Below are 17,791 nucleotides of genomic sequence, written 5' to 3'. Positions count from 1 at the left end.
GCGCGCTCAGGCCTGTGCCGCCAGCCCGCCCTGCCCCCGGCCGCCGAACCGGCGATCCCGGCCGCAATAGGCATCGATCGCCGCATCCAGTGCCCGCACGTCAAAATCCGGCCACAAGGTGTCGGTAAAATAGAATTCGCTGTAGGCCACCTGCCAGAGAATAAAGTTGCTGATGCGCTGCTCCCCGCTGGAGCGGATCAGCAGGTCCACCGGCGGCAGGTCGGCCAGCTGGATATAGTCCGCCAGCGTGCGCTCGGTGATGGACTCCGGCGCCCTCTGCCCGGCGGCCACCTCCTCGGCCATACGGCGCGCCGCCAGCGCGATATCCCACTGGCCGCCGTAATCCGCCGCGATCACCAGGTTGCCGCGACTGCCGTCGCGGGTGATCTCCTCAGCCTCCTCGATGGCGCGGGTGAGGCGCGCCGGGAGCCGGTCCCGCCGGCCCATTACCCGCAGGCGCACCCCTTCATCGCGCATGCGCTGGGCCTCTTTGCGCAGGTAGGAATAGAAAAGGCTCATCAGCAGCTCCACCTCCTTGGGCGGGCGCTGCCAGTTTTCACTGGAGAACGCGAACAGCGTGAGGGCTTCCACCCCCCGGTCCTTGCAGGCTTCGATCAGGTCGCGGATGCGCTCGACACCGGCCTTGTGGCCGGCGGAGGGTGGCAGACCCCGCTGCGAGGCCCAGCGCCCGTTGCCATCCATGATAATGGCGATGTGGCGCGGGCCGGGGCGCGTCTGCGCTTTTTCGGCGGAACCACTGGAAGACATCAAATTTCCATCAGGTCTTTTTCTTTGGCTGCCAGGGCCTGATCCACATCCGCCACATGCTTGTCGGTGATTTTCTGGATCTCGTCTCCGGCGCGGCGCTCGTCGTCCTCGGAGATCTCCTTCTCCTTGAGCAGGGCCTTGACCTCGGCCAGCGCATCGCGTCGGGCGTTGCGGATGGATACCCGCGCCGTCTCCGCCTCGCCCCGCGCCTGGCGGATGAAGTTCTTGCGAGTCTCCTCGGTCAGCATCGGCATCGGGATGCGGATCACGGTACCGGCAGTGCTCGGGTTCAAGCCCAGGTCGGACTTCATGATCGCCTTCTCGATATCCGGCACCAGGCTTTTCTCCCAGGGGGTCACGGACAGGGTGCGCGCATCCTCGACATTGACGTTGGCCACCTGCGACAGGGGCGCATCGGCGCCGTAGTAGGAGACATGGATACCGTCGAGAATGCTCGGGTGCGCGCGGCCGGTGCGGATCTTGTTGAAGTTACCGGCCAGCGCCGACAGCGCCTTGTCCATGCGCGCCTTTGCGTCTTTTTTTATGTCTTCGATCACTGTGTCACTTCCTCTTCGATTAACGTGCCCTCTTCGCCGCCCACAACGATATTGAGCAGCGCGCCGGCCTTGTCCATGCGGAAAACCCGCACGGGCAGGTTGTTGTCGCGGCACAGGCAGATTGCGGTTAAATCCATTACCCCGAGCTTCTTGTCCAGCACTTCGTCGTAGGTCAGGCGCTCGTAGCGGGTCGCATCCGGGTCCAGCACCGGGTCGGCGGAGTAGACACCATCCACCTTCGTCGCCTTCAGTACAAGTTCCGCGTCGATCTCGATACCGCGCAGGCAGGCGGCGGAATCGGTGGTGAAGAAGGGGTTGCCGGTACCGGCGGCAAAAATCAGTACCTCGCCCCGCTCCAGGTGGCGGATTGCGGCGCGGCGGTCGTAGTGGTCGATGATGCCGCTCATCTGGATCGCGGACATCACCCGGGAGGAGATATTGGAACGCTCCAGCGCATCGCGCAGGGCCAGCGCGTTCATGACTGTGGCCAGCATCCCCATATGGTCACCGGTGACCCGGTCGAGGCCCGCCGCGTGCAGTGCAGCGCCGCGAAACAGGTTGCCACCGCCGACCACCAGGCCGACCTGCACACCGATCCCCACCAGCTGGCCGATTTCCAGGGCCATTTTGTCCAGCACCTTGGGGCTGATCCCAAAGCCCTGGTCGCCCATCAGCTCTTCGCCGCTGAGCTTTAACAGGATTCGCTTGTACTTACGGTCTTTGACGCCGGGCATCCATCGGTCCTCTTTTAGCACGGGCAGGGTTTGCCGCCGAACATTACAACAATTTCGGTCATTTACACAGAGGGGCGCCCCGATGCAGCCCGTTCCGGACCCACCGAAGGCACCCCACTGCGAACGGGCACCCGGGGGCACCCGACTGTAAAGGCGATCAGGAAGAGGACTTGACCTGGGCCGCCACTTCCGCGGCGAAGTCCACCTCTTCTTTCTCGATGCCTTCGCCCACTTCAAAGCGGACAAAGGAAGCCACCTCGGCACCGGCGTCCTTGACCAGTTTGCCGACGCTGACATCCGGGTTCTTGACGAAAGGCTGCTCCACCAGGCTGTTTTCCTTCAGGAACTTCTTGATACGGCCACCCATCATCTTCTCGACGATCTCGGCCGGCTTGCCTTCCATATCCGGCTGCGCCTTGATGATGTCCTTCTCTTTCTCCAGCACCTCTTCCGGCATATCTTCCGGCTTGTTCACCTGCGGGTTGACTGCGGTCACGTGCATGGCCACATCTCTGGCCAGTTCCACATTGCCACCAGTCAGGGCAACGATCGCCGCCAGGCGGTTGTTGGAGTGTACGTAGGCACCCACGACCGGCGCTTCCAGCACCTCGATACGACGTACGCCGATGTTCTCGCCGATTTTCTGGACCAGCGCTTCGCGGGCGTTTTCCAGATCGCCTTCCATCAGGGCGGCGACATCTTTCTGGCGGTCGGCGAAGGCCTTGTCCACCACCTTGGAAACAAAGGCCAGGAAGTTTTCATCGCGGGCCACAAAGTCGGTTTCGGAGTTGACTTCAACCAGCACGCCATAGGAACCGTCGTCGGCCACTTTTGCCGCAACCACGCCGTCGGCGGCGGTACGGCCGGCTTTCTTGGCCGCTTTCAGGCCGGAGGCTTTGCGCAGGTCCTCGATCGCTTTTTCGATATCGCCATCGGCCTCGGTCAGTGCCTTCTTGCACTCCATCATCGGCAGGCCGGTACGCTCGCGCAGTTCTTTTACCATAGACGCGGTAATCGCCATGATTCAATCCTCGGGGTTCTGTCACTGAATAATGATTAGAAAAAAGGGGCTGGCGATAAGCCGGGCCCCTTTTCGAGTTCGCAGTGTAACGGCTGCGTGTTACACCACTGTGCCCTGCCGCTTACTCGGCAGCGGCCTCGTCGTCGCTCGCTTCGACGTACTCGCTCTTCGCGCCGCCGGCACCGGCCTCTGCAGCGCCCGCCGCCACGGCGTCCGCCACGGCGGTGGTGTACAGCTTGATCGCACGGATGGCGTCGTCGTTGCCGGGGATAACATAGTCGATACCCGCCGGGTCACTGTTGGTATCCACCACGCCGATCACCGGGATACCCAGCTTGTTGGCTTCCTGGATGGCGATACGCTCGTGTTCGACGTCGATCACGAACAGCGCGTCGGGCAGGCCGCCCATATCCTTGATACCACCGATGGAACGCTCGAGCTTGTCCATGGTGCGGGTACGCATCAGCGCTTCTTTCTTGGTCAGCTTGTCGAAGGTACCGTCCTGGGACTGGGCTTCCAGGTCGCGGTAGCGCTTGATGGAAGCGCGGATGGTCTTGTAGTTGGTGAGCATGCCACCCAGCCAGCGGTTGCTGACGTAGGGCTGGCCAGCGCGTTCCGCCTGCTCCTTGATGGATTTCTGGGCGGCGCGCTTGGTGCCGACAAACAGGATTTTCTTCTTCTGTGCGGCCATCCCCTTGATCACCTGCAGGGCTTCATTGAAAGCCGGAACAGTTTTCTCAAGGTTGACGATGTGAATCTTGTTGCGGGCGCCAAAGATGTACTCGTCCATCTTCGGGTTCCAATAGCGGGTCTGGTGGCCAAAGTGCACACCAGCCTGCAGCATATCGCGCATGCTGACTTGCGGCATAAGTAAAACCTCAATTTTACGGGTTGGTCCTCCACGCATCCCATGCACCAACCCCGCCCCAATATTGGAGAACAGAGCACCCAGGCGCATGTGCCGACACGTGTGCGGCGTTGATTTCGCTCCGGGAGCATCCCGAAGCGGCGCGCTTTATACCACAACGAGCGTCGGGAGGCCAGCGCATTGCAGCATATGAACCGAAGCGGCAGCCTGGTCACCAGCTGTGCGCAAGCCACCACTAACCCGCCACAATCCGCTACAATAGCGCGCCACGCGGTCACATCCGCCACCGAACGACGATACAGGCACCATACAACCCAGGGGTATCCATGACTTCAGCCATCAAGACACCGGAACAGATCGCCAAAATGCGCACCGCCGGCCGCCTGGCCGCGGAAGTACTGGAAATGATAGGCGAATACGTGGTTCCGGGCGTCTCCACCGAAGAGCTGGACCAGCGCTGCCACGACCATATAGTCAACGTCCAGGAAGCCATTCCCGCCTGCCTCGGCTACCGGGGCTTCCCCAAGTCCATCTGCACCTCGGTCAACGAGGTGGTCTGTCACGGCATCCCGTCGGAGAGCAAGATCCTGAAGAAGGGCGACATCCTCAATATCGACGTCACCGTGATCAAGGACGGCTGGTACGGCGACACCAGCAAAATGTACTTTGTCGGCAAAGCCGCGCCCCACGCCGAGCGCCTGGTGCGGATCACCCAGGAGTGTCTCTATAAAGGTATCGAGATTGTCCGCCCGGGTACCACACTGGGCGATATCGGCCACGCAATCCAGCAGCACGCCGAGAAAAACTACTACTCGGTGGTGCGCGACTTCTGCGGCCACGGCATCGGCGACGTCTTCCACGAGGAGCCACAGGTGCTGCATTACGGCAAGCCCGGCACCGGCCTGGCGCTGGAGGAAGGCATGACCTTCACCATCGAACCGATGATCAACGCCGGCAAGGCCGCCACCCGCGTACTTGGCGACGGCTGGACCGCGGTCACCAAGGACCGCCGCCTGTCAGCGCAGTGGGAACACACCATGGTGGTGACGGCCGACGGCGTGGAAGTGCTGACGGCGCGCGGCGAGGAAAGTTTTTAGGACTCGGGACTCGGCACACTCTACAGTCCGGGCTCGAAAGAATACCAATGCTCAATGCGAAGGCCCGGCAGCAGGGCCGCCACGGACTTGCTTACAGGCACCAACGACACCTCAAGCGGACAAACAATGCAGCCGGCCAGTATCCCCTACTTCGAACGCCCCCTCTTCTTCTTCGACCAGGCCCGCTTTCGCCGCGCGCTGGAGCAGGGCGAAAAACCGGCACTGGAGATTTTCAAGGATGCCGCCGGCGGCGCCGAGCGCCAGATGGCGGAGCGCTTTCGCGAGGGCGAGGATGTGCGCACCCTGGTCCACGAGCGCGCCCTGTTTGTCGACTGCCTGCTGCACTATGCCTGGCACCAGTACCAGTGGCCGGACAATATCAGTTTGCTGGCAGTGGGCGGCTACGGTCGCGGCGAACTGCACCCCCACTCCGATATCGACCTGCTGATCCTGACCGACGGCGCGGCGCCCGGCACGGTCGACAGTATCGAACGCCTGGTCGCTTTCCTCTGGGACCTGGGCCTGGATATCGGCCACTCGGTGCGCACCATCGATCACTGCGTGGCGCTGGCGGCGGAGGACATCACCGTGGCCACCAACCTGATGGAGTGCCGCACCGTGGTCGGCGGCGACCACCTCCGCGCCCGCTTGAACGAGCGCATGAGCCCGGACAGAATCTGGCCCGCGGACGAATTCTTCAGCGCCAAGTACGCCGAGCAACGCGAGCGCCACAGCAAACAGCAGGCGGCCGAATACAATCTGGAACCCAATATCAAGAACGCCCCCGGCGGCCTGCGCGATATCCAGACCATCTCCTGGGTCGCCAAGCGCTACTTCCGTGTGCGCACCCTGAAGCAACTACAGGGCAAGGGCTTCTTTACCGAGGAGGAGTTCGCCATCCTGCAGTCCGGCGAGGACTTCCTGTGGCGGGTGCGCTTCGGCCTGCACCTGCTGGCGGGTCGCGCCGAGGAGCGCCTGCTGTTCGACTACCAGCGCGAACTGGCGAAGAAGTTCGGCTACGTGGACAGCGGCGAGCAGCTCGCGGTCGAACAGTTCATGCACAACTATTACCGCATCGTCATGGCGCTGCGGGAGCTGAACGACGTGCTGCTGCAATTCCTCGACGAGGCCATCCTGCACCGCGGCAAGCACCAGGAAGTGACACCGATCAACGAGCGCTTCCAACTGCGCGACGATACCATCGAAATCACCCAGACCAAGGTATTCCTCGAGCAGCCGTCGGCGCTGCTGGAAATCTTCGTATTGATGGCGGAAAACCCCAATATCGAGGGCGTGCGCGCCTCCACCATCCGCCTGATCCGCGAGCACCGCCACCTGATCGACGACGACTTCCGGGCCGACCCGCGCAACGCCGAACTGTTCATGCAACTGCTGCGCTCGCCGCGCGGCCTGTCCACACAGCTGTCGCGCATGACCCGCTACGGCATCCTCGGCCGCTACCTGCCGGAATTCGGCCGCGTTACCGGCCAGATGCAGCACGACCTATTCCACATCTATACCGTCGATGCCCACACGCTACAGGTGGTGCGCAATATGCGCAGCTTCCGCGGCCCCGAAGCCTGGCAGGTACATCCCATCGCCGCGGAAATCCTGTCGCGCCTGCGCAAGCCGGAACTGCTGTACATCGCCGGCCTCTATCACGATATCGCCAAGGGGCGCGGCGGCGACCACTCCAAACTGGGTGTCGTCGACGCCGATGCTTTCTGCCGCCGCCACAATATTCCCTCCCGCGATCGCCGGCTGGTCTGCTGGCTGGTGGAAAGACACCTGCTGATGAGCCAGGTGTCGCAGAAACAGGATATCTCCGACCCGGAAGTGGTCCACGAATTCGCCCGCACCATGGGCGACCGCGAACACCTGGATTACCTCTATGCACTGACCGTGGCCGACATCAATGCCACCAACCCGGACCTCTGGAACAGCTGGCGCGCCAGCCTGATGCGCCAGCTCTACCAGGCCACCCGCCGCGCCCTGCGACGCGGCCTGGAAAACCCGATCGATCGCGACGAGATCATCGAGGAGACCCGCGGCCAGGCGCACAATATGCTGCGTGCCATGGGCCTGCCGCCGGCGTCGGTAGACAATATCTGGGCGCAGATGGGCGAGGATTACTTCGTGCGCGAGAGCGCCGACAATATCACCTGGCACACCGCCGCCATCCACCAGCTGCACGCCGCCAATGAGAAAGGCAAGCCCGGTGACACCCTGGTGCTGACCCGCAACTCCGGTCCCGGCGAACACGACGGTGCGACCGAAGTGTTCGTCTATACCCCGGACCGCGCCAACGTCTTCGCCGCCGTGGTCACCGGCCTCGACATGCTCAACCTGAACATCCACGACGCGCGCCTGTACAACTCCGCCTCCGGCTATACACTGGACACCTTCTACGTACTGGACGAGTCCGGCCAACCACTGCTGGACGAACCGCGCCGCCTGGAACAGATCCGCAACACATTGCAGGAAGAGCTGGCCCTGGTGGAGGACTACTCCAAGGTGATCAAGCGGCGCACACCCCGGCGCCTGAAGATGTTCGAACTGGAAGCGGGGGCCCACCTCACCACCGACCCCGGCGACCTCTACAGTACACTCGAAATCACCTGTGCCGACCGCCCCGGCCTGCTGGCACAGATAGCGCGCATCTTCGTCGACCACGACCTGCGCCTGCACAACGCCAAGATCTCCACCCTGGGCGAGCGGGTCGAGGATATCTTCCATATCACCGACGCCGCCGGAGAGCCATTGCTGGACGAGACCGCCAATCGCGAGTTGGAAAAGGCCATCTGCCGGGAACTGGATGCGATTCAATAACCGGGACTCAGGACTCGGCTGCGAGCGTATCGCCTGAACCGGCCCAGAGTGAAAGCGCAGAACAACGGGAACAATAATCGACAATGAATCCAAATATCGAAAAACTGCAGCCCTACCCGTTCACCAAACTGGCGGCCCTGAAAGAGGGCCTGGAACCGGCGGACAAACCCCATATCGCGCTGTCCATCGGCGAACCCAAGCACGCGCCGCCGGATTTCGTCCGCGACGAACTGATCGACAACCTGGGCCGACTGGCCAGCTACCCGGCTACCAAAGGCATCGATCCGCTGCGCGAGGCCATCGCCCGCTGGCTGTGCGAACGCTTCCGGCTCGATGCCGTCTGTGCCGACAGCCAGGTACTGCCGGTCAACGGCACCCGCGAGGCCCTGTTCGCCTTCGCCCAGGCGGTGGTGTCGCCGGGCGCCAGGGTCCTGATGCCCAATCCCTTCTACCAGATCTACGAAGGCGCCGCGCTGCTCGCCGGCGGAATCCCGCACTTTATCAACTGCAGCGCCGACACCGGATTCAAACCGGATTTCGATTCAGTGCCGGAATCCGCCTGGCGCGACTGTGAACTGCTCTATATCTGTACACCCGGCAACCCCACCGGTGCCCTGCTGGAAACAGAGGACCTGAAGGCGCTGATCGCACTGGCGGACCGCTACGACTTCACCATCGCCTCCGACGAGTGCTACTCGGAACTCTACTTCGACGAGCAGAATCCACCACCGGGCCTGCTGCAGGCCTGCGAGGAACTCGGCCGCGGCGACTACCGCCGCTGCGTGGTGTTCCACAGCCTGTCGAAGCGCTCCAACCTGCCCGGGCTGCGCTCCGGCTTTGTCGCCGGCGACGCGCAGATACTGGAAAAATTCCTGCTCTACCGCACCTACCACGGCTGCGCCATGCCGGTGCCGAGCCAGTTTGCCTCCGTCGCCGCGTGGCAGAACGAACAGCATGTGCGGCATAATCGCGCGCTCTATCGCGACAAGTTTGCCGCGGTGCTGGATATTCTGGACGGCTGCCTGGACGTCAGGCAGCCACAGGCGAGCTTCTACCTGTGGCCGCGGGTGGGCGACGGCGAAACTTTCGCGCGCGAGCTCTTCCGGCAGCAGCATATCACCGTGCTGCCTGGCGGCTTCCTGGCCCGCGACGCGGAGGGAATCAACCCCGGCAGCGAATACGTGCGCATGGCGCTGGTGGCGACGCAGCAGGAATGCGTCGAAGCAGCGAAACGCATCAGGGAATTCTGCAGGTAGCAACCTGTTGCAGGCGAAGAACCAAGATGGCAGTCAAAAACCTCCTCAAAAAAGAACGGGTTGAATACGTCCTCCACAAACTGGAGGAACTCTACCCGGAGACCCCGGTGCCACTGAACCACAGGGATCCCTACACACTGCTGGTGGCCGTGCTGCTGTCCGCGCAGTGCACCGACGAGCGCGTCAACCAGGTGACACCGGACCTGTGGAAGCTCGCCGATAACCCGGCGGATATGGCGGAAGTGCCGGTGGAAAAGATCAAGGAAGTCATCCGTCCCTGTGGTCTGTCGCCGCAGAAATCCAGGGCGATCAGCAAACTGTCGCAGATACTGGTCAACGAATACCACGGTCGGGTGCCGGAGAATATGGCGGCACTGGAAACCCTGCCCGGCGTCGGCCACAAGACCGCCAGCGTGGTCATGTCCCAGGCCTTCGGCCATCCGGCCTTTCCGGTGGATACCCATATTCACCGCCTGGCGCAGCGCTGGGGGCTGACCAGCGGCAAGAACGTCGCCCAGACGGAAAAGGACCTGAAACGGCTTTTCCCGCGCGACAAATGGAACAAGCTACACCTGCAGATCATTTTCTACGGCCGCGAGTACTGCACCGCACGCGGCTGCGACGGCACCGTGTGCCCGATCTGCACCACTTGTTACCCCGCACGCAAGAACCCGAAGAAAACCAAAAAGGCCTGACCGTGACTAGACCTTCAATTGTCCTTTACGGCATCAAGAACTGCGACACCGTCAAGAAAGCCCGCAAGTGGCTGGACAAAAACGACGTGGACTACCGTTTCCACGATTTCCGCGACGACGGCATGGGCGATGTGCCGCTACAGGCCTGGCTGGAGGCGTTCGGCTGGCAGCAGGTGCTGAACCGCCGATCCACCAGCTGGCGCGCGCTCGACGACGGACAGAAGAACGGGATGGATGACGCGGCGGCACTGGCACTCGCCGCCGAGACACCGACACTGATCAAACGCCCGGTAACCGTTGCCGGTGACAGGACACTATTCGGTTTCAGGGAAGCCGACTTCTCCGAGCTGGTTTAAGAGCTCCAGTTTCGGATGGGCAAAGCGCAATCTGCCCGCCCCCAACAAACGCAAGACATCGAGTAAACAGGAAGGATCATGAGCGACATTTACAGCATCGGCTTCGGCATCGGCACCTGCAACAGCAAGGGCGAATGGCTCGAAGTCTACTATCCGCAGCCGCTGTTGAAACCCGACGCGACCGTGGCGGCAGCCGTGACCGACACACTGAAAATCGACGGCAATGCCGCCGTCGCCCTGGACACCAGCCAACTGCAACCGCTGGCGGACAAACTGGCGGCGGCCGGCGCTGAAGAACAGGCGCAGATTCTCAGGCAGTTCGCCCACAGCAAGCGCCCGCTGGTAGCGACGGTGCTGTTCACCGACGAGCCGCCGCAGAACGTGCCCGAGGGCTACCTGAAGCTGCACCTGCTGTCACACCGCCTGGTAAAACCCCACGAAACCAAGCTGGACGGCCTCTTCGGCAAACTGGTCAACGTGGCCTGGACCAATCGTGGGGCCATCGACCTGGCAGAATTGCCGAGCCGCCAGTTGGAAGCGCGCCTGAACGGCGAACACCTGGAAGTGGCCTGCGTGGACAAGTTCCCGAAAATGACCAACTATGTGGTCCCCACCGGTGTACGCATCGCCCACACCGCGCGCGTGCGCCTGGGCGCCTACCTCGGCGAGGGTACCACCGTCATGCACGAGGGTTTCGTCAACTTCAATGCGGGCACACAGGGCCCGGGCATGATCGAGGGCCGTATATCCGCCGGCGTTTTCGTCGGCGCCGGCTCCGACCTGGGCGGCGGCTGCTCCACCATGGGCACCCTGTCCGGCGGTGGCAACATCATCATCTCCGTGGGCGACAACTGCCTGCTGGGCGCCAATGCCGGTATCGGCATTCCGCTGGGCGATCGCTGCACCGTGGAAGCGGGCCTGTATATTACCGCCGGCACCAAGGTCGCGCTGCTGGACGACAGCGGCGAGCTGGTCGAACACGTCAAGGCGCGCGACCTGGCCGGCAAATCCGACCTGCTGTTCCGCCGCAACTCCGTGAGTGGCGCGGTGGAATGCCGGACCAACAAGAGTGCCGTCGAGCTGAACGAGGCGTTGCACAGCAACTGACGGGACTCGGGACTCGGGACTCGGGACTCGGGACTCGGGACTCGGGACTCGGGACTCGGGACTCGGGACTCGGGACTCGGGACTCGGGACTCGGGACTCGGGACTCGGGACTCAAGTAGGGTGCGTCGTGCGCACCGTCCGGTCAATTTCAAAAGAAAACCGAGGCCGAACGTGAAGGCCCTGCTGCCGGTGGCTGTTTGTGAAACGATTGCCGATGAGGCTGTTGAACAAACAGCCACCGGCAGCAGGGCCGCTCCAAAACCTCCTTACGGGCCGAGCTCCGGCGCTCTCCACAGGCCCGGGTGATGGTGCGAGACACACGAGTGAACACTGAGTTCATTCCTACAGCTAAAGGATTCCCAGATTCATGACCCCCACCGTAAAACTTGCCAGCGACCTGATCCGACTCAGATCCGTCACCCCGGACGATGCCGGCTGCATGCCGCTGATGCTCGAGCGCCTGGAGAAAATCGGCTTCCAGACCACCCACCTGCGCCGCGGCGACACCGACAATTTCTGGGCCGAACGCAAGGGCAATGGCGACGGCCCGCTGTTCGCCTTCGCCGGCCACACCGACGTGGTGCCCACCGGCCCGGAGGAAAACTGGCAACACCCGCCGTTTGAACCGGTCATCGAGGACGGCACCCTCTACGGTCGCGGCGCCGCGGACATGAAGGGCTCGCTGGCGGCCATGGTGGTGGCCTGCGAGGAATTTGTCGCGGCCCATCCCGACCACAACGGCCGTATCGCCTTCCTGATCACCAGCGATGAAGAAGGTCCCGCCGCCGACGGTACAGTCAGGGTGGTCGAATGGCTGGAAGAGCGGGGAGAGAAAATTGACTGCTGCCTGGTGGGCGAGCCGTCCAGCACCGAGCGCGTCGGCGACGTGATCAAGAACGGACGCCGCGGCTCCCTGGGCCTGGAGCTGACCGTGTTCGGCATCCAGGGCCATGTGGCCTACCCGCACCTGGCCGAAAACCCGGTACACAAACTGGCGCCGGCGCTGGCGGAGCTGGCCGCCGAACAGTGGGACAACGGCAACGACTTTTTCCCGGCCACCAGCTTCCAGGTTTCCAACATCAACGGCGGCACCGGCGCTACCAATGTGATTCCGGGCGAAGTAAAGGTGATCTGCAACTGGCGCTTCTCCACCGAGACCACGGCGGAGGAACTCGAGGACCGCGCGCGCAAGATCCTGGACAAACACGGACTGCGCTACGATGCAAATTTCAAGCTGTCCGGCCAGCCGTTTCTGACTGCCGAGGGCCCGCTGGTGAAAGCTACCCAGGCCGCGATCCAGTCCGTCACCGGCAAAGCCACGCAACTGTCTACCGCTGGCGGCACCTCCGACGGCCGCTTTATCGCGCCGACGGGCGCCCAGGTGGTGGAACTGGGACCGGTAAACGCCACCATCCACAAAGTGGACGAATGTGTGGCAGCCGCCGACCTGGACCAATTGAAAGACATGTACTGCGGCGTACTGGCGGGGTTGCTGCGGTAGTCCCGCACACCCGTCTTTCTGTCGCGACCGACTTCTATTGAACTGACAGATTGTTTAGGCTGGCCGGGATAATGCCAATAAGAGACCGGCCGACATGCACCAACTGATCAGATCCATTGCGTTGATGGCACTGGCGCTGCCCGCGCTTGCCGCGACGGAGACGCCCGATTTCCACTACGACGATGTATTCAGCCTGGAGTACGCCAGCGATCCGCAGTTTGACCGCGATGGCGAGACCGTATTTTATGTCCGCAACTTTATGGACAAGATGGCGGACAGAAGGCGCTCCAACCTGTGGAGAATCGACGCCGATGGCGACAACCACCGCCCGCTGACCGCAGGCAATTACTCCGACCACTCGCCGCGCCTGTCGCCGGACGGCAATGTACTGGCTTTTGTCAGCGACCGCAGCGGCAAACCGCAAATCCATCTGCTGTGGCTGGACAACGGCCGGTTCCTGCAGATATCCCACCTGCCCCGCTCGCCATCCAATATCCAGTGGTCCAGGGACGGCAGCCAGCTGGCCTTCACCATGTTCGTCCCGGAAAGCAAGCCGCTGCCGGTCAAACTGCCCGACAAACCCGAAGGTGCCGAATGGGCGGAGGGTCCCAAATTCATCGACCGGGCCACCTACCGCGCGGATGGCCGCGGCTATCTCAAACAGGGTCATACCCAGATCTTCGTCATCCCCCGGGAGGGCGGCACGCCGCGCCAGCTCACCTCCGGCGCATTCGATCACGACAGCCGGCTTGCCTGGAGCGAAGACGGGGACACCATCTACTTCTCCGCCAACCGCCACCCGGAGCACGAGCTGGAGATAATGAACTCGGAGATTTACAAGGTAAGCCTGGTCGGCGGCGAAATTGAACCGGTCACCGAGCGCTTCGGGCCGGATTTCAATCCGCAGATTTCCCCCGATGGTGAGCACCTCGCTTACCTGGGGTTTGAGGACCAGAAACTCGGCTACCAGAATACCGGTCTGCGCATTCTCGATCTGGAAAGCGGCCAGAGCCGCGCTGTGGAGACAGCCGAAGATCGCAGCGTCAGCGATTTCGCCTGGGCGGACAACCGGCATATCGCCTACTCCTATGACGACTCCGGTTCCACCCGGATCGCCCTGAAGCGGATCGGCGGCGGCGAGAGAATACTGGCCTCAGACGCCGGGGGACTCTCTCTCGGGCGCCCTTATTCCGGTGCCGACTTTGCCGTCTCCGCACGCGACGAGATCGTCTACACCCGTACGCGCGGCCAACAACCAGCGGAACTGGCCCTGTCCCGCGGCGGCGACGTACACCAGGTCACGGCACTGAACAGCGACCTGGTACCGTTTCGCAATATGGCCCAGATTGAGGAAATCCAGTACAAGTCCGCTCACGATGGGCGGGAGATCCAGGGCTGGGTGGCCTATCCGCCCGGTTTCGATCCGCAGAAGAAATATCCGCTGCTCCTGGAAATCCACGGCGGCCCCTTCGCCAACTACGGCCCCCGGTTTGCCGCGGAGATCCAGCTCTATGCCGCCGCCGGCTATGTGGTGCTCTATACCAATCCCCGCGGCTCCACGAGCTACGGCCACGAGTTCGCCAACCTGATCCATCACAACTATCCCAGCCACGACTACGACGACCTGATGTCCGGTGTGGATGCGCTGATCGACCAGGGCTATATCGACCGGGATCGCCTCTACGTCACCGGCGGCAGCGGCGGCGGCACCCTAACCGCCTGGATCGTGGGCAAGACAGACCGCTTCCGCGCCGCAGTGGTGGCCAAACCGGTAATCAACTGGGAGAGTTTCGTACTCACCGCCGATTTCTCCCGCTTTTTTGTCGATTACTGGTTTCCGGGCATGCCGTGGGAAAAACCGGAAAATTATCGTCGCCGTTCCCCACTGACCTACGTCGGCAATATCACCACCCCGACCATGCTGCTGACCGGCGAGCAGGATTACCGCACACCCATTTCGGAGACGGAGCAGTTCTACCAGGCACTCAAACTGCAGCAGGTAGACACCGCCATGGTGCGCATCCCCGGTGCATCCCACGGCATCGCCGCCCGCCCGAGCCAACTGATCGCCAAGGTGGCATCGGTTCTATATTGGTTTGACCAGCACAAGCCCAGCGGGGAAGAAGCCAAGGTGGCACAGAACGACGGGACCACAGACATGTGACGTCGCCCCGGAAAAAAACCGCAAGCACAGCGACGGCCCCCTGCGGGCCGTCGGCTCCAGTCACACGGCACTTCGTTGTCCGGAATAGCAATTTTGCTTACCCGGCATTCCGATAGCCGCCTTTTCAGTCAAGCAACAACAAGAAGTGTTAACTTCTGTTTGCCGGATTTTAATAAATGTAAATCCGCATATTTTTCATACTGCTATTTACATTTCTTTATCCAGCCTTTTCGGGCCCGGTGATACGCTCCCGCGGATATTATTTTCATTCGATGCGGAGCTATTCAATGCATAAAAACCGATGGAAACTTCCCGCTGTCTGCGCCCTGCTGCTGGCCGGAGGCCTGTTCACCGGCTGTGAAAGCAGCAGTGACGACAGCAGCGACGACGACGAGGATGACAGCCAGCCGCGTCTCGCTGTCTTCAATGCGGTCTCAGATATGGGCACCATCAGCGTGATCACCGGCGATGACGACGAAGAGGAAGTCTGGTCGCACCTTGATTTTGCCGAAAGTGTCTCCGCCGCCGTCAACGACGGGGAGATCGACTACCGCTTCGAAACGGCACTGCCCAGCGACGATATCGATACCTGCGTCGGCGATGAGGATGAGGACGGGGTCAAGGACGACGACGAGTGTACCCATCTCGAGGAGGGTTCCGTCGATATCGTAGATGGTAACGAATACCTGCTGGTCCTGTTCGGGAAATACCAGGATATGGAAGTGCTCCAGTACGAAAAAGAACGTCACCTGTTCGATACCGAAGACGAGGATGAAGACGGCGATGCCGAAGACGAGGACATGGAAGCCTGGTTCCTGCACCTGGCAGAGGACCTGGGCGAAGTGGACGTCTACCTGGAAGCTCCCGGCACCAACCTGTCACCGGTACAGGCCAGGGATACCTTCTCGCTGAAAGGCTCTTTCCAGACCATGGTGGACGAAGGCGAGTATGTGCTCACCATTACCGAAAAAGCCGACCCCACCGCGGTGCTGTTCACATCCGAAACCTTCAAGCTGTACGCACAGACCCGGGTCGGGTTCGCGCTGCGCGACGGAGCGGGTGACGGCACCTCGTCGATCAAGGTCACGCTCTTCCGCGACCAGGACAAAACCCTGCTGGACCGCAATGCCACCACCGAGCTGCGCGTCGCGCACACGGTACCCGATGGTGACAACATCGATGTCTATGCCGGCGGCGACTTCACCACGCCCTATGAAACGGACCTGCCGTTCGGCGAGAGCTCCGACTACCGTGAGATTGCCCCGGGAGACCTGACCAACCTGTCCCTGGACGCAACTCCCACCGGCGATGCGGGCCTCTACCTGGCGCGCGAGGAACTGGACCTGACCCAGGGGCAGAAGGCCAGCTTTTTCTTTATCGGCGAGTCCAGCGACTGGGATGGCCTGAAGGTGAACGATGACACCCGGCGCATCGCCACCCACGCCCAGTTGCGGTTGATCAACGGCGCCAGCTCAACGCTGGATTACTATGTCGTGGACCAGAATGACAATATTTCCACCTTGTCGGCCACCGACAGCCTGTCCTTCCGCGGCAGTTCCGGCTGGCTGACCTTCGACCCGGGCACCTACGACGTGGTGGTAACCGAGACCGGTACCGACACCATCGTCTTCTCGGATACCATCGAGCTGGCAGAGGACGGCCTCTACACCGCCGTCTCCACTAACAACACCGCCGACCCGACAGCGGCGGACATGGTCTACCTGGACGATTTTGCCGAGAGCGAGGAGTAAATCCGGAAGTTTGGGGGCCGTCGGCCCCCATTTTGCAATACCATCTGCGGCGTGTTGATTTCGGCTGGGATAAGGAAGGATACCGGGTTTAGCCTACCCGATGGGATCAGTGCAGCCGCCCCTGGCCGCTGTGTCCGGAGGTCTGGGCCTCGTCGTAACCGTGAGCCAGCACGAAATAATAGATCACCTGCGGCTGTCCCTGCACTTCCGCCAGCAGGTCAAAATTGAATTCTCCCTTCTCTCCCGGTGTGACCTGGACCGACGAGACGTGCTCGGGCTCAATGAACAGTTCCGCCACCGGGCGCTTGCCGCGCATCACCTGTACCAGCAATGTGCGCACATCCTCTTCGGTGAAACGCCAGTGATAGTCGTCCTCGTCATAGACTACTGAGTCGGCCGTACCGGCGCGCAGGACACAGTTGCCGTGCTCGGTCAGCCAGGGCCAGAACTCCTTGAAGGTCAGGGTGGTTTTCATCGCTTTCATCAGTCGTCCAACTGCTCCACGCTATCGGCGCCACCGTCGAGATCCAGCTCGCTGGCGATCTGCCGGCACCAGCGGTTCAGGCGCCCTGCCGTCAGTTCCTCCTGCTGGTCTTCGTCGATGGCCAGGCCCACGAACAGGCCCTCGTCGGAAATTTCCGCCTTCGACGCCTCGAACTCGTAACCCTCGGTGGACCAGTGACCGACAATGGTCGCACCGTTGCCGACGATCACATCGTGCAGCATGCCCATGGCGTCGAGGAAATAGTCCCCGTAACCGAATTGGTCACCCAGGCCGAACAGCGCCACCGTTTTGCCGTTGAAATCGATCTCCTGCACATCCTCCCAGAATTCCTCCCAGTCGGATTGGATCTGGCCGAAATCCCACGTGGGGATACCGAAGATCATCTGATCGTAATCGGCGATCTCCAGTTGCGTGACGTCGGCGATATCGTGAACATCCACCCGCTCCTCGCCCAGGCGCGCGCGGATACGCAGGGCCACCGCCTCGGTATTGCCCTCGTCGCTGCCGTAAAACAAGCCGATTTTGCTCACATACACTCCTCTTCGCCGCCAACTGGCCGGTATTGTCTATCGAGTGGCGGCG

At 62.0% G+C, this 17,791-nt stretch carries 16 protein-coding genes; 9 read left to right on the top strand and 7 right to left on the bottom strand.

Annotated elements, in window-relative coordinates; all coding sequences use genetic code 11:
* Positions 1-6: 6 nt before the first annotated feature.
* From uppS to rpsB, 5 genes are all read right to left on the bottom strand, one after another.
* A complete protein-coding gene (gene uppS, locus MWN76_RS13700; RefSeq protein ID WP_250462025.1) occupies positions 7-768 on the bottom strand; it encodes a polyprenyl diphosphate synthase in 762 nt (253 codons plus the stop codon).
* Positions 768-1,325: a ribosome recycling factor gene (gene frr / locus MWN76_RS13695; protein WP_250462024.1), complete on the bottom strand. Its 558-nt coding sequence runs from the start codon at positions 1,323-1,325 to the stop codon at positions 768-770. Before frr ends, uppS begins: the two co-directional genes overlap by 1 nt.
* A complete protein-coding gene (pyrH, locus tag MWN76_RS13690; protein WP_250462023.1) occupies positions 1,322-2,059 on the bottom strand; it encodes a UMP kinase in 738 nt (245 codons plus the stop codon). Before pyrH ends, frr begins: the two co-directional genes overlap by 4 nt.
* 157 nt (positions 2,060-2,216) lie before the next feature.
* Positions 2,217-3,080 (bottom strand): translation elongation factor Ts, encoded by an 864-nt coding sequence (gene tsf, locus MWN76_RS13685; RefSeq protein ID WP_250462021.1) that lies wholly within the window; start codon positions 3,078-3,080, stop codon positions 2,217-2,219.
* Between the two features lie 121 nt (positions 3,081-3,201).
* Positions 3,202-3,948: a 30S ribosomal protein S2 gene (gene rpsB / locus MWN76_RS13680; protein ID WP_250462019.1), complete on the bottom strand. Its 747-nt coding sequence runs from the start codon at positions 3,946-3,948 to the stop codon at positions 3,202-3,204.
* Between the two features lie 326 nt (positions 3,949-4,274).
* Between rpsB and map the strand changes: the two genes are divergently transcribed.
* The 9 genes from map (at position 4,275) to MWN76_RS13635 (ending at position 16,704) form a co-directional block, all read left to right on the top strand.
* Complete coding sequence (gene map, locus MWN76_RS13675) at positions 4,275-5,045, top strand: type I methionyl aminopeptidase (RefSeq protein WP_250462018.1); 771 nt, start codon at positions 4,275-4,277, stop codon at positions 5,043-5,045.
* Positions 5,046-5,171: 126 nt separating this feature from the next.
* The gene (locus MWN76_RS13670) at positions 5,172-7,874 is read left to right on the top strand and encodes a [protein-PII] uridylyltransferase (protein WP_250462016.1); all 2,703 of its coding nucleotides are present in this window, start codon (positions 5,172-5,174) and stop codon (positions 7,872-7,874) included.
* An 83-nt stretch (positions 7,875-7,957) separates the two neighbouring features.
* Positions 7,958-9,130: a succinyldiaminopimelate transaminase gene (gene dapC, locus MWN76_RS13665; protein ID WP_250462014.1), complete on the top strand. Its 1,173-nt coding sequence runs from the start codon at positions 7,958-7,960 to the stop codon at positions 9,128-9,130.
* A 26-nt stretch (positions 9,131-9,156) separates the two neighbouring features.
* Positions 9,157-9,825 carry an endonuclease III gene (nth, locus tag MWN76_RS13660; protein WP_250462012.1) on the top strand — a complete coding sequence of 223 codons (669 nt, stop codon included), beginning with the start codon at positions 9,157-9,159 and terminating at the stop codon, positions 9,823-9,825.
* Positions 9,826-9,827: 2 nt separating this feature from the next.
* Positions 9,828-10,181 (top strand): ArsC family reductase, encoded by a 354-nt coding sequence (locus MWN76_RS13655; RefSeq protein WP_250462011.1) that lies wholly within the window; start codon positions 9,828-9,830, stop codon positions 10,179-10,181.
* A gap of 78 nt (positions 10,182-10,259) precedes the next feature.
* Positions 10,260-11,288 carry a 2,3,4,5-tetrahydropyridine-2,6-dicarboxylate N-succinyltransferase gene (gene dapD / locus MWN76_RS13650; protein ID WP_250462009.1) on the top strand — a complete coding sequence of 343 codons (1,029 nt, stop codon included), beginning with the start codon at positions 10,260-10,262 and terminating at the stop codon, positions 11,286-11,288.
* Positions 11,289-11,655: 367 nt separating this feature from the next.
* On the top strand, positions 11,656-12,789 hold the full coding sequence (gene dapE / locus MWN76_RS13645; protein ID WP_250462007.1) for a succinyl-diaminopimelate desuccinylase: 1,134 nt from the start codon (positions 11,656-11,658) through the stop codon (positions 12,787-12,789).
* 94 nt (positions 12,790-12,883) lie between these two features.
* Positions 12,884-14,953 carry a S9 family peptidase gene (locus tag MWN76_RS13640; RefSeq protein WP_250462006.1) on the top strand — a complete coding sequence of 690 codons (2,070 nt, stop codon included), beginning with the start codon at positions 12,884-12,886 and terminating at the stop codon, positions 14,951-14,953.
* 287 nt (positions 14,954-15,240) lie between these two features.
* Entirely contained in the window at positions 15,241-16,704 is a 1,464-nt protein-coding gene (locus tag MWN76_RS13635) for a DUF4397 domain-containing protein (RefSeq protein ID WP_250462005.1), read from the top strand.
* 106 nt (positions 16,705-16,810) lie between these two features.
* On the opposite strand, the gene MWN76_RS13630 is transcribed toward MWN76_RS13635, so the two are convergent.
* Positions 16,811-17,188 (bottom strand): hypothetical protein, encoded by a 378-nt coding sequence (locus MWN76_RS13630; RefSeq protein ID WP_250462004.1) that lies wholly within the window; start codon positions 17,186-17,188, stop codon positions 16,811-16,813.
* Complete coding sequence (gene fldB, locus MWN76_RS13625) at positions 17,188-17,739, bottom strand: flavodoxin FldB (RefSeq protein ID WP_250462003.1); 552 nt, start codon at positions 17,737-17,739, stop codon at positions 17,188-17,190. The genes MWN76_RS13630 and fldB overlap by 1 nt, the downstream gene beginning before the upstream one ends.
* Between the last annotated feature and the right edge of the window lie 52 nt (positions 17,740-17,791).

Source organism: Microbulbifer litoralis (genome assembly GCF_023634065.1).
In the GTDB taxonomy this organism is placed as follows: Bacteria; Pseudomonadota; Gammaproteobacteria; order Pseudomonadales; family Cellvibrionaceae; genus Microbulbifer; species Microbulbifer litoralis.
The sequence above is the reverse complement of the archived record's forward strand: the minus strand, read 5'-3'. Positions and strand labels throughout refer to the sequence as shown.

Bases quoted from the DNA above. Each gene is read 5' to 3' on its own strand.
- dapD (WP_250462009.1), top strand. From the start codon at position 10,260: ATGAGCGACATTTACAGCATCGGCTTCGGCATCGGCACCTGCAACAGC.
- rpsB (WP_250462019.1), bottom strand. From the start codon at position 3,948: ATGCCGCAAGTCAGCATGCGCGATATGCTGCAGGCTGGTGTGCACTTT.
- tsf (WP_250462021.1), bottom strand. From the start codon at position 3,080: ATGGCGATTACCGCGTCTATGGTAAAAGAACTGCGCGAGCGTACCGGC.
- dapE (WP_250462007.1), top strand. From the start codon at position 11,656: ATGACCCCCACCGTAAAACTTGCCAGCGACCTGATCCGACTCAGATCC.
- nth (WP_250462012.1), top strand. From the start codon at position 9,157: ATGGCAGTCAAAAACCTCCTCAAAAAAGAACGGGTTGAATACGTCCTC.
- MWN76_RS13635 (WP_250462005.1), top strand. From the start codon at position 15,241: ATGCATAAAAACCGATGGAAACTTCCCGCTGTCTGCGCCCTGCTGCTG.
- pyrH (WP_250462023.1), bottom strand. From the start codon at position 2,059: ATGCCCGGCGTCAAAGACCGTAAGTACAAGCGAATCCTGTTAAAGCTC.
- MWN76_RS13640 (WP_250462006.1), top strand. From the start codon at position 12,884: ATGCACCAACTGATCAGATCCATTGCGTTGATGGCACTGGCGCTGCCC.
- uppS (WP_250462025.1), bottom strand. From the start codon at position 768: ATGTCTTCCAGTGGTTCCGCCGAAAAAGCGCAGACGCGCCCCGGCCCG.
- MWN76_RS13630 (WP_250462004.1), bottom strand. From the start codon at position 17,188: ATGAAAGCGATGAAAACCACCCTGACCTTCAAGGAGTTCTGGCCCTGG.
- map (WP_250462018.1), top strand. From the start codon at position 4,275: ATGACTTCAGCCATCAAGACACCGGAACAGATCGCCAAAATGCGCACC.
- dapC (WP_250462014.1), top strand. From the start codon at position 7,958: ATGAATCCAAATATCGAAAAACTGCAGCCCTACCCGTTCACCAAACTG.
- MWN76_RS13670 (WP_250462016.1), top strand. From the start codon at position 5,172: ATGCAGCCGGCCAGTATCCCCTACTTCGAACGCCCCCTCTTCTTCTTC.